Below are 12,259 nucleotides of genomic sequence, written 5' to 3'. Positions count from 1 at the left end.
CCGGAGACTACCATGCTCACACGCACGCTCCGCGCTCCGCGCGCGTGGCTGGCGATGTTGTTGTGGCTGCCTGCCGCGTCATTCGCGGCGGCACTGGATCTGGATGGCGCGCTACAGGCGGCGGAACAGTATTCCGCCGACCTGTCAGCCAACCAGCACCGGATGAACGCGCTGCAAAACATGGCCGATTCCGCCACACAACTGCCGGACCCACAGCTGAAATACGGCATCGAAAACGTACCGCTCGGCGGTAATAACAACCAGCGCCTGACGCGCGAAGGCATGACCATGCAACGCGTCGGTATCATGCAGACTTACGTCAGCGCCACCAAGCGCGAACGCAAGGCGCAAACCATTCTGGCGGAAGCCGACACCGTGCGCGGCAACAGCGAAACCCTGCGCGCCCAACTGCAACGCGATACCGCGCAGGCCTGGCTGGAACTGGCGCTTTCCCGCCAGATATTGCAGGAAGTCAACGCGCTGGTGCAGGAAAGCCAACGACAGATTAGCGTTCAGAAAGCCGGCGTAACGGCCGGCGGCGAATCGACCAGGGTGCTGGATGCCCGGCTGACGCTCTCCGCCATGCAAGATCGGCTGGCGGACGCCACCCGTGATGCATCCATCGCGCAAACGCGGCTGACCCGGCTGACCGGCGTCGCCGATGTCACCACGCAAGGGCCGCTGCCTCGTTTCGAAGGCCTGCCCGCAGACCCGGCGGTGCTGTACGCCGCCATCGCCGATCATCCGGAAATCGCCCAGGCCGAGCAGGAAACCCGGCTGGCGCAGGCCAGGGCGGCGCAATCCGCGGTCGCGGCGATCCCGGATATCGGCGTCGAAGTCTATTACGGCCGCCGCGGCAACAACTTCGACGATATGGCCGGCGTCGAGATCAGCATGGATTTGCCGCTGTTCCAGTCCCGGCGGCAGGATAAAGATCACGCCGCCGACGTGGCCCGCAGTATGGAAGCCCGCGACCGGGTCGCACTCGCCCAACGGGAACACCGGGCGCAACTCGACACCCTGCTGGCGCAGTATCAGGCGGCGCAGTCGCGCTGGCATCGTCAAAACGACGAGGTGTTGCCACTGCAGCAACAGCGCATCCGGCTGCTGCAAAGCCAGTACCTGAGCGGCGGCAGCGATTTGGCCGGCGTGCTGGAAGCCCGTCGCGCGCTGCTGGACAGCCGCATCGCCGCACAGAACGCCGCCCGTGATATGGCGGCGCTGTGGGCCGCCCTCCGCTACCTGACGCCACAAGGAACCGCCGCAAAATGAACCGAACTTTTACTGTCAGCCTGATTGCCGTGGCATTGGCGGCGGCCGCAGCCGGTTACTCAACTGGCTACTACAGCGGCAATCGCGCCACCGGCACGACAATGCCTGGCGCCGCCGCAACGCCCGACGCCAACGGCGGGCGCAAGGTACTCTATTGGTATGATCCGATGGTGCCGGATAAACGCTTCGATCAGCCCGGTAAATCGCCGTTTATGGATATGCCGTTGACGCCGCGCTACGCCGATGAAGTGCAGGATAACGGCGGCGTGACGGTCAGCCCGCGCCAGCAGCAAAATCTTGGCGTGCGCACCGCCCGGGCCGAACGCCGCGAACTGCGGCCGCAGGCCACCGGTTACGGTACCGTGGCGCTCAATGAGCGCACCTTGCGCACGCTGGTGGCGCCCAGCGGCGGCGTGGTCGAACAACTTAACGTCAGCGCGGTGCAACAGCCGGTGCAGAAAGGCCAAACGCTGGCGGTGCTGTGGAACCCGAGTTGGGCGGCCGCCCAGCAGGAGTATCTGGCGGTACGCCAGTTAGGGGACCCGGAGTTGAGCCAGGCCGCGCGACAAAAGCTGGCGCTGATGTTCATGCCGGAAAGCGTCATTCGTCAGGTGGAACGCAGCGGCAAACCGCAACCCCGGTTGACCATCACCGCGCCGGAGAACGGCTACATCAATCGGTTGGATGTCCGCACCGGCGCCCAGTTAACCCCGGCACAACCGCTGTTTGAGCTGGCCAGCCTCGACCCGGTGTGGGTTGAGGTGGAATATCCGGCAGCGCAGGCGGCGGCGTTACATCTCGGCGATGAGATGCTCGCCATCAGTGATAGCTGGCCGGACGACACCTTCCACGGACGCATCGCCGAACTGCTGCCGCAACTCGACAGCGCCACCCGCACGCTGAAAGCCCGCGTAATACTGGACAACCGCCAGCAGCGCCTCAAGCCCGGTATGTACCTGACCGTGCGGCTTGCCGCCGGCGCCGCTCGTCAGGCGCTGATGATTCCGCAACAGGCACTGCTGGTCAGCAGCCGGCAGAATCGGGTATTACTGAACGACGGTAAGGGCTATTTCACGCCGCGCCCGGTTGAGGTGGGCGTCATTCAGGACGGCTGGGCGGAAATCCGCTCGGGTCTTAACGACGGCGACAACGTGGTGATCTCCGGCCAGTTCCTGATCGACTCCGAGGCCAGCCTGCGCAGCGCGCTGACCGCCTTTAGCGACACCGCGCAGGACAAGACCCCGCCACCCGCGGCCACGCCCACCAGCGGTTACCAGACCAAGGGGGTGATCAAAGCCATCAACGGCAAACAGGTCACCCTCGCCCACGATGCGGTGCCGGCGCTGGACTGGCCGCCGATGACCATGGATTTCACCTTCGACGGCGCTGCGCTGCCGGCGAATCTCCAGCCCGGCATGACGGTGACATTTCGTTTCCGGCTGGATGATAACGGTGCGCGGCTGCTGGATATCCAGCCTGTCGTCGCCGCGGCTCACGGAGGCCACCTATGATTGCTGCGGTGATTCGATGGTCAATCAAAAACCGTTTTCTGGTACTGATCGCCACGCTGTTGATGGCCGGTTGGGGGGTAATTTCGCTGCAAAAAACACCGTTGGATGCGCTGCCGGATCTCTCCGACGTCCAGGTGATCATCCGCGTCAGCTATCCCGGCAAGGCGCCACAGGTGGTGGAAAATCAGGTTACCTATCCGCTGACCACCACCATGCTGTCGGTGCCCGGCGCCAGGACCGTGCGCGGCTTTTCCATGTTTGGCGACGCCTACGTCTACGTCTTGTTTGAGGATGGTACCGACCCGTACTGGGCGCGCTCTCGCGTACTGGAATACCTGAGTCAGGTACAATCCACCCTGCCCACTGAGGCGAAAGCCTCACTGGGGCCGGACGCCACCGGGGTCGGTTGGATCTATGAATACGCACTGGTCGATCGCAGCGGCCGGCACAATCTGGCGGATTTGCGCGCCATTCAGGACTGGCTGCTGAAATATGAGCTGAAAACCGTGCCCAATGTGGCGGAAGTCGCCAGTATCGGCGGCATGGTGCGGCAGTATCAGGTGGTACTGAATCCGGAACGGCTGCGCGCCCTCAACGTCACGCACCAGCAGGTGATCGACGCGCTGCGGGCGGCCAATCAGGAAAGCGGCGGCTCGGTTATCGAGCTGGGTGAAGCCGAGTACATGGTGCGCACCTCCGGATATCTGCTGAAAGCGGAAGACTTTCTCAACGTAGCGGTAGGCCGGCGCGACGGTATTCCGGTGCTGTTGCAGGATGTCGCCACCTTACGACAAGGCCCGGAAATGCGCCGCGGCATTGCCGAGCTTAACGGTGAAGGCGAAGTGGCGGGCGGCGTTATTGTGATGCGCTCCGGTAAAAACGCGCTGGAGACGTTGCGGGCGGTGCATGCCCGCCTGCAGCAGATCCGCCAAAGCCTGCCCGCCGGGGTGGAGATCGTCACCACTTACGATCGCGCGCCGCTGATCGAGCGCGCTATCACCACCCTCAGCCACAAATTGCTGGAAGAGTTCGTGGTGGTGGCGCTGGTATGCTCGTTGTTCCTGTTTCACTTCCGCTCCTCACTGGTGGCAATCATCAGCCTGCCGCTGGGGATTCTGGGCGCGTTTATCATCATGCGTTATCAGGGCATCAACGCCAACATTATGTCGTTGGGCGGGATCGCCATCGCTATCGGCGCCATGGTGGACGCCGCTATTGTGATGATCGAGAACATGCACAAAGTGATCGAACAGTGGCGACATCAACACCCGGACCGTGAGCCGGATAACGCTACCTGGTGGCAGCTTGCCACCCAGGCGGCGACGGAAGTAGGACCGGCGCTATTCTGTAGCCTGCTGATCATCACGCTGTCGTTTATTCCGGTGTTCTCGCTGGAAGCGCAGGAAGGCCGCATGTTCTCGCCGCTGGCGTTCACCAAAACCTACGCGATGGCGGTGTCCGCCGGTCTGGGGATCACGCTGGTGCCGGTACTGATGGGCTATTTCGTGCGTGGCCGCATTCCCGACGAACAGGCCAACCCCCTAAACCGCTGGCTGATCGCCCTGTATCAACCGGTATTACGGCAGGTGCTGCGGTTTCCCAAAACCACGCTGGCGGTTTCACTGGCGTTGCTGGTGTTGACGTTGTTCCCGCTCGCCCGTCTCGGCAGCGAATTCATGCCGCCGCTGGACGAAGGCGACCTGCTGTATATGCCGTCCACCCTGCCCGGCATTTCGCCGCGCGAGGCCGCCCGACTGTTGCAACAGACCGACCGGCTGATCAAAACCGTGCCGGAAGTGGATAGCGTGTTCGGCAAGGCAGGCCGCGCCGACAGCGCCACCGACCCGGCGCCGCTGACCATGCTGGAAACCACCATCCGTTTGAAACCACGGGAACAGTGGCGGCCGGGCATGACCATGGACAAACTGATCGCCGAGCTGGACCAGACCGTCAGCCTTCCCGGCATCGCCAATGTGTGGGTGCCGCCGATCCGCAACCGGCTCGACATGCTGGCGACCGGCATCAAAAGCCCGGTCGGCATCAAGGTGAACGGCGACAATCTGCATGATATCGAACAAATAGCGGCGCAAATCGAGCAGGTGGTGAAGCGCGTGCCCGGCGTGACGTCGGCGCTGGCGGAACGGCTGGCGGGCGGGCGCTATATCGATATCGATATCGACCGGCGGCGAGCCGCCCGCTATGGCGTGTCGGTGCAGGAGTTGCAGTCGATGGTCGCTACCCTGATCGGCGGGGAAAATATCGGCGAAACGCTGGAAGGCCGCCAGCGCTACCCGATCAACGTGCGTTACCCGCGCGAAATTCGGGACTCGGTAGACGCGGTGAAAAATCTGCCGGTGGTGACGCAGAGCGGCGCACGCCTGACGCTGTCCGATCTGGCCGATGTGCGCGTCAGCGAAGGACCGCCGATGTTGAAAAGCGAAAACGGCCGTCTGTCCGACTGGATTTATGTCGACCTGCGCGGGCGCGACCTGAAATCCGCCGTGGAGGAGATGCAACGCCAGGTGGCGCAGCAGGTCACGTTGCCGCAGGGCATCTCGGTCAGTTGGTCCGGCCAGTTCGAGTATCTGGAGCGCGCCACGGAAACCATGAAGCTGGTGGTGCCCTTCACCCTGCTGATTATTTTCATCTTGCTGTACATGACTTTCGGTCAGATCAAAGACGCGCTGCTGATTATGGGTACACTACCGTTTGCGCTGATCGGCGGCGTCTGGCTGTTGTATCTGCTCGGCTATAATTTATCTGTCGCCGGTGCGGTGGGATTCATCGCGCTGGCCGGGGTGGCGGCGGAGTTTGGCGTGATCATGCTGCTGTACCTGAATCACGCGGTGGAAAAACACCGCCAGCCGGGGCAACCGCTGACCGACGATCAATTGACGGCCGCCATCCGCGAAGGCGCGGTGTTGCGCGTGCGCCCGAAAATGATGACCGTCGCCACTATTATGGCCGGGCTGTTGCCGATCATGTGGGGCGGCGGCACCGGTTCGGAAATCATGCAACGTATCGCCGCGCCGATGGTCGGCGGCATGGTCAGCGCGCCGCTGCTGTCGATGCTGGTGATTCCAGCGCTGTTTTTGTTGCTCCACCGCAATAAGGTGGAGAAACAGACAAGCTGAAACGATAAAGCCGCCTGTTTTGTCGCCATAATGACGGCATATAAATCAGGCGGCCCGACGACTAGCGATTGCCGATAACCGCTCTCCGGCCCTATAATGAGAGCAGTTATCATAGAAATCTTAGTATATGAAGGAGTTAAGCTATGGCTGTAACTAAGCTGGTACTGGTGCGACATGGTGAGAGCCAGTGGAACAACGAAAACCGCTTCACCGGCTGGATGGACGTTGATCTGTCCGAAAAAGGCGTCAACGAAGCCAAACAGGCTGGTAAACTGCTGAAAGAAGAAGGTTTCAGCTTTGATTTTGCCTACACCTCTGTGCTGAAACGTGCCATTCACACCCTGTGGAACGTGCTGGACGAGCTGGATCAAGCCTGGCTGCCGGTGGAAAAATGCTGGAAACTGAACGAGCGTCACTACGGCGCGTTGCAGGGCCTGAACAAAGCGGAAACCGCTGAAAAATACGGTGACGAGCAGGTGAAACTGTGGCGTCGCGGCTTCGCGGTCACCCCGCCGGAACTGACCCGTGACGACGAGCGTTTCCCGGGCCACGATCCGCGCTACGCGTCGCTGAGCGACAAAGAGCTGCCGCTGACCGAAAGTCTGGCGCTGACCATCGAACGTGTGGTGCCGTACTGGAACGAAAGCATTCTGCCGCGCCTGAAAAAAGGTGAGCGCGTGATCATCGCCGCTCACGGTAACTCGCTGCGTGCGCTGGTGAAATACCTGGATAACATGGGCGAAGAAGAAATTCTGGAGCTGAATATCCCGACGGCGGTACCGCTGGTCTACGAATTCGACGAAAACTTCAAACCTATCAAACGCTACTATCTGGGTAACGCCGACGAGATCGCTGCCAAGGCAGCGGCGGTAGCCAACCAGGGTAAAGCGAAGTAATTCGGTTGATGTATCTGGTATAAAAAGAAAAAACCCGGTTCAAACCGGGTTTTTTTATGAGTGCGACAAGGGCTTCAGCCGCGACGCTGACGCACCGCCGCCGCCAGCTGGCGCAGCAGGCTGTCGGTATCATCCCAGCCGATGCAGGCGTCGGTGACGCTCTTACCGTATACCAGCGGTTCGCCGCTCTCCAGATTCTGGTTGCCTTCCACCAGATGGCTTTCCACCATAACGCCCATGATCGACCGCTCGCCGCCGCTGATTTGACGGCATACGTCTTCGCATACATCCATCTGCTTTTTGAACTGCTTGCAGCTGTTGGCGTGACTGAAGTCGATCATCACCTGCGTCGGCAGACCGGCTTTTTCCAGACCGACTTTCACCGCCTGCACATGTTCCGCGCTGTAGTTCGGCTCTTTGCCGCCGCGCAGAATGATATGGCAGTCATGGTTGCCGCTGGTGTTGACGATCGCCGAATGGCCCCACTTGGTCACCGACAGGAAGCAGTGCGGCGCACGAGCGGCATTGATGGCGTCAATCGCTACCTTGATGGTGCCGTCGGTACCGTTCTTGAAACCAACCGGGCAGGACAGGCCGGACGCCAGTTCGCGATGCACCTGAGATTCGGTGGTGCGTGCGCCGATCGCGCCCCAGCTCATCAAATCCGCCACGTATTGCGGCGAGATCATATCCAGGAACTCACCCGCCGCCGGCAAACCGGTGTCGTTGATTTCCAGCAACAGCTGACGCGCAATGCGCAGGCCGTCGTTAATCTGGAAGCTGTTATCCATGTGCGGATCGTTGATCAGCCCTTTCCAACCTACGGTGGTACGCGGCTTTTCAAAATAGACGCGCATTACCACTTCCAAATCGTCACGCAGTTCGTCACGCAGTTTCAGCAAGCGTGCTGCGTACTCTTTGGCCGCTTTGGGATCATGGATGGAACACGGCCCAATCACCACCAGCAGGCGGTCGTCATTGCCTTTCAGGATCTTGTGAATGGCGCTGCGGGCATTAAATACGGTCTGTGCTGCGTGCTCAGTGGCCGGAAATTTTTCCAGCAGCGCAACGGGGGGAAGTAACTCTTTAATTTCTTTAATTCTCAAATCGTCATTCTGGTAATTCATAATGGGTCCATGTCTCCGCAGCAACAGACGATCATCCCCTGTCTGCCCGGAGTAAAAAACGAAAAAATAAAAACGTCGTCGTTCATATTGCAGGCTGGCTATTATAAGTCAAGCGGCTAAAAAATGGCGCAATAATACCCACGTGTTTTTACTACTGTAGTCATCGGCTCTGGGAGCGGTTCGGTCATGTCGACCACAGGCGTCAGCCAGTGATCCTTCGACCGGACAGGACGGCGTTACGCCTAATTAATCAACCTGATACAGGATATGCCATGGCTCATTCACACCCGGCCAACCAGGCCGAACACGACAGCATCAAGCGCCTGAAACTGGCCTTCGTCATTACCGCCACCTTTATGCTCGCCGAAGCGGTCGGCGGGGTATTGTCCGGATCGCTGGCGTTGCTGGCGGATGCCGGTCACATGCTGACCGACGCGGTTGCCTTGCTGGTGGCGCTGCTGGCCGTCCGCTTCGCCCAGCGTAAACCGACCGTCCGACACACCTTCGGCTATGTGCGCCTGACCACCCTGGCCGCGTTCGTCAACGCCATAGCCCTGCTGGCGATTACCGGGTTTATCGTTTGGGAAGCAGCGCAACGTTTTTATACCCCGCAGCCAATCGCCAGCACGCCGATGTTGCTGATTGCCGTCGGCGGCCTGATTGCCAATCTGGTGGCGCTGTGGCTATTGCATCGCGGCAGCGGCGAAAAGAATATCAACGTGCGGGCGGCGGCGCTGCATGTCATGGGCGACCTGCTGGGTTCAGTGGGCGCTATCGGCGCCGCGCTAATTATCATGTTTACCGGCTGGACCCCGATTGACCCGATCCTGTCGGTATTAGTCTCGATACTGGTGCTGCGCAGCGCCTGGCGGCTGATGAAAGAGAGTGTGCATGAATTGCTGGAGGGTACGCCTACCCGCATCAATGTCGACCAACTGAAAAGAAAACTGACCGCGGATATCCCGGAAATACGCAATGTGCACCATGTCCACTTATGGCAGGTAGGTGAAAAGCCGCTGATGACACTGCATGCCCAGGTCATTCCGCCACACGACCACGATGCGTTGTTGCAGCGTATCCAGCACTATCTGTTGGATCATTATCAAATTGCCCATACCACGATCCAGATTGAGTATCAGCCGTGCGATGACGACCACTGCGATATTCAGTATCAGGCCGGCGACCAGCCACATAGCCATTCGCATTGACCACGCAGGTTCGCGCCGCCTGTCGGGACAACGCGAACCGACGTTCTTATAGCGCTCGCGCCAGCGGCCGCGAGTGATTATCCCGGGCGCCTTTAATCCACAGCCAGGAACCGTTAAAGGCGATCAGCGTCAGCACCACGTACTGCAACGACATGGCATAGACGCCCTGATAAGCGAAAATCACCACGCTGATAATGTCGATCACCACCCACAGCAGCCAGTTTTCCACATATTTGCGGGTCATTAGCAGCATGGCCGCCACCGACAATACCGTCATGGCCGAATCCCAGAATGGAAAAGCGTCCGGCTGTAATGTCGGCATCGTCACATCCAAACCGACAGCCTGCATCAGCGTCACCGTAATCCGGCTCAGCAAGGCAAAAAACGGGTCGATATAGCGCGACATCAACACAATGGCTATCACGCACCCGGCGCCCCACCACAGCGCTTGCCGACGCGAGAGCCAGCGGACCCGTAACTCAGCCTCCTGCTCGTCGGTGATGCGACTCCAGGCGTACCAGCCATACACATTGGCAGCAATAAAGAAAATCTGTAGCAGCAGGCTGGCATACAGCTGTATCTGGAAGAATATCAGTGCAAACAGCGATACATTGATCAGGCCAAACAGGTAATTTGCGGTTCTTTCCAGACTGGCCAGCCAAATGCACACCAACCCTGATAGCGTCCCCAACGCCTCGACCCAGGAAAGGTCATAACCGTTGTCCCCTAACGGGATGTGAACCAGAATATTGCTGGTACTAAAAAAATCCATTTCTACTCCTGAATGACAGTAACTATGAACTGAGTTTAGCAGCGAAATCCAGCATCCGATTGAGCGGCACCAGCGCACGCTCACGAACATCGGCATCCACCTCGATGGCATGATGGAGCGTATCCGGCTGCTCCAGCGCCGAGGCAATCGCCTGTAGCCCGTTCATCGCCATCCACGGACAATGCGCGCAGCTGCGGCAGGTCGCCCCTTCCCCTGCGGTAGGCGCCTCCAGCAACACTTTATCCGGGCAGGCTTGCTGCATCTTGTAGAAGATACCGCGATCGGTCGCCACAATGAGCTCACGGTGCGGTAGCTGCTGCGCTGCCTGAATCAACTGGCTGGTCGAGCCCACGGCATCCGCCATCGCCACGATGCTTTGAGGCGACTCCGGATGAACCAGCACCGCCGCCTGCGGATACAGCGCTTTCATGCGTTTCAGCGCCTGGGTCTTGAATTCGTCATGCACAATGCAAGCCCCCTGCCAGCACAGCACGTCGGCGCCGGTCTGTTTTTGCACGTAGTGCCCAAGATGACGGTCCGGCGCCCAGATAATCTTTTCCCCCAGACTGTCCAGATGTTCGATCAGCTCCACGGCAATGCTGGACGTCACCACCCAGTCCGCCCGGGCTTTAACCGCCGCCGACGTGTTGGCATATACCACTACGGTGCGATCAGGATGGCTATCGCAAAAGGCGCTGAACGCTTCAACCGGGCAGCCCAAATCCAGCGAGCATTCCGCTTGCAGCGTCGGCATCAGCACGGTCTTCTCTGGGTTGAGTATCTTGGCCGTTTCTCCCATAAACCTGACGCCGGCAACGAGCAACGTACCGGCGGAATGGGTGCGGCCGAAACGCGCCATTTCCAGCGAATCCGCCACACAGCCGCCGGTCTCTTCGGCAAGCGACTGAATCTCCGGGTCGGTGTAATAGTGCGCCACCAGCACCGCATTGCGCTCTTTCAGCAGGCTTTTAATACGGTGACGGAGCTGTTGCTTTTCCCCTTCGGATAGCCGCCTGGGCTTTGCGGGAAAAGGGTAATCGATAACAGGTGGTTCGGGAAACAGGCTCATCATGGGTTCCGTGCGGTTGCAGGCGTCCAGGCAATATCATTACCGGATCATTTGTTTTACATACTAAACAAAATATCGCAAAGTCGTCATGAAATCTGCTATTTCTTTAGTTAGAAATTTCAGAAATGCCAAATGTGTTTAATTTATTAAAAATACGATACCACTGAATGCAAGGCGGCCTGAACAAACCGCCCGCGAGATGATCAGGGAAACAGGCGATGCCAGTAAAGGGAGAAAGGGATAATCAGCACTAACGCCGGCAGAAAGTTAACCACGGCGAAGGTTTTGATCTGGGCGATACGCAACCCGACAGCCATCATCACAATGCCGCCGCACGCTGCAAAATCCCCCATGGTGATGTCATTCATGAACGGCATGATGAGCCTGGCGGAGAAAAACAGCAGCGTCTGCACCAGAAACTGCGGAACGGCAATCGACATCACCGCGACGCCCAGCGTGATGGCGAAAATCAGCGCCGTAAAAATGTCGAGCGCCGACTTGATGATTAGCAGTTGATAATCGCCGGTCAGCCCTTCGGTCATCGCGCCGACCACACCGGTGCCGCTGGCGCAGAACAACACAATCAGCGCGGTAAAGTTCTGGGTATACACATCCTGTGGTAACTTGTGTTCCGGCGGCGGCACAACCCGGCTCAGCAAGCGCTCAATCAGTATCGCCCCTTTCTGCACGCCGGCTTCAAGACGCAGCAACTCGCCGATCCCCACCCCCAGAATAATCGCCAGCGCAACCGCAGGAAGCTGGTGAACTTTCACCACCAGTGTCATCCCCATGGCGATCGACACCATAGCGAACGCGGGCGGTAAACCATCACGCATACGCTGAGGAATAAAGCGGTGCAGCGCCACGCCCAATGCGCCGCCAATCAGAATGGCGGCGCCATTGATAACCGGACCAATCATCATCAATATATCTCTTAAGGCTCACCCTTCGACCTGCCAGATTGCGAAGGGAATCACCATCAGTCAAAAAAGAAGCCCTTACTATACGCCAAATGCGGCGGTGTGATTAAACCGGGTTAAAGCAAAAAGAGATATAACAAAACCTACATGAGGAAATGATGCGCTGTTGTCTCGCTTCGCTCGGCTCGAACCTGAACGCAGCTTCTCACCTGCACGACAGCGTAATGTCTGGAATAACAGGGAGCGAAATTAAAGGAGAGTGATTTATTTAGCGGTGGTGGGTCGTGCAGGATGACTCGGCCTGCGGCCTCGCCCTTCGGGCCAGCGCTGTGCGCTGTTGTCTCGCTTCG

Annotated in this window: 9 protein-coding genes; 5 read left to right on the top strand and 4 right to left on the bottom strand. The window is 59.1% G+C overall.

The window, feature by feature from the left end; translation table 11 throughout:
* The first annotated feature begins 12 nt into the window (after positions 1–12).
* The 4 genes from DDA898_RS06475 to gpmA all read left to right on the top strand — a co-directional run bounded on the left by DDA898_RS06475 (position 13) and on the right by gpmA (position 6,813).
* Positions 13–1,272 carry a TolC family protein gene (locus DDA898_RS06475; RefSeq protein WP_038910601.1) on the top strand — a complete coding sequence of 420 codons (1,260 nt, stop codon included), beginning with the start codon at positions 13–15 and terminating at the stop codon, positions 1,270–1,272.
* A complete protein-coding gene (locus tag DDA898_RS06470) occupies positions 1,269–2,783 on the top strand; it encodes an efflux RND transporter periplasmic adaptor subunit (RefSeq protein WP_038910600.1) in 1,515 nt (504 codons plus the stop codon). Before DDA898_RS06475 ends, DDA898_RS06470 begins: the two co-directional genes overlap by 4 nt.
* Complete coding sequence (locus DDA898_RS06465; protein WP_038910599.1) at positions 2,780–5,917, top strand: efflux RND transporter permease subunit; 3,138 nt, start codon at positions 2,780–2,782, stop codon at positions 5,915–5,917. The genes DDA898_RS06470 and DDA898_RS06465 overlap by 4 nt, the downstream gene beginning before the upstream one ends.
* 143 nt (positions 5,918–6,060) lie before the next feature.
* Positions 6,061–6,813: a 2,3-diphosphoglycerate-dependent phosphoglycerate mutase gene (gene gpmA / locus DDA898_RS06460; protein WP_013317038.1), complete on the top strand. Its 753-nt coding sequence runs from the start codon at positions 6,061–6,063 to the stop codon at positions 6,811–6,813.
* 74 nt (positions 6,814–6,887) lie between these two features.
* On the opposite strand, the gene aroG is transcribed toward gpmA, so the two are convergent.
* The gene (aroG, locus tag DDA898_RS06455) at positions 6,888–7,940 is read right to left on the bottom strand and encodes a 3-deoxy-7-phosphoheptulonate synthase AroG (RefSeq protein ID WP_038900658.1); all 1,053 of its coding nucleotides are present in this window, start codon (positions 7,938–7,940) and stop codon (positions 6,888–6,890) included.
* A 272-nt stretch (positions 7,941–8,212) separates the two neighbouring features.
* On the opposite strand from aroG, the gene zitB reads away from it, so the two are divergent.
* On the top strand, positions 8,213–9,148 hold the full coding sequence (gene zitB / locus DDA898_RS06450; RefSeq protein ID WP_013317035.1) for a CDF family zinc transporter ZitB: 936 nt from the start codon (positions 8,213–8,215) through the stop codon (positions 9,146–9,148).
* 46 nt (positions 9,149–9,194) lie between these two features.
* Here zitB and pnuC read toward each other — a convergent pair whose 3' ends face one another.
* The 3 genes from pnuC to DDA898_RS06435 all read right to left on the bottom strand — a co-directional run bounded on the left by pnuC (position 9,195) and on the right by DDA898_RS06435 (position 11,909).
* The gene (gene pnuC, locus DDA898_RS06445; protein WP_038910598.1) at positions 9,195–9,920 is read right to left on the bottom strand and encodes a nicotinamide riboside transporter PnuC; all 726 of its coding nucleotides are present in this window, start codon (positions 9,918–9,920) and stop codon (positions 9,195–9,197) included.
* Between the two features lie 22 nt (positions 9,921–9,942).
* Entirely contained in the window at positions 9,943–10,989 is a 1,047-nt protein-coding gene (gene nadA / locus DDA898_RS06440) for a quinolinate synthase NadA (protein ID WP_038910597.1), read from the bottom strand.
* A gap of 203 nt (positions 10,990–11,192) precedes the next feature.
* On the bottom strand, positions 11,193–11,909 hold the full coding sequence (locus tag DDA898_RS06435) for a DUF554 domain-containing protein (RefSeq protein ID WP_038902574.1): 717 nt from the start codon (positions 11,907–11,909) through the stop codon (positions 11,193–11,195).
* Positions 11,910–12,259 lie beyond the last annotated feature (350 nt).

This window comes from Dickeya dadantii NCPPB 898 (genome assembly GCF_000406145.1).
Taxonomy (GTDB): domain Bacteria; phylum Pseudomonadota; class Gammaproteobacteria; order Enterobacterales; family Enterobacteriaceae; genus Dickeya; species Dickeya dadantii.
Note: the sequence above shows the minus strand (reverse complement) of the source record. Positions and strands in the feature narration are given on the sequence as shown.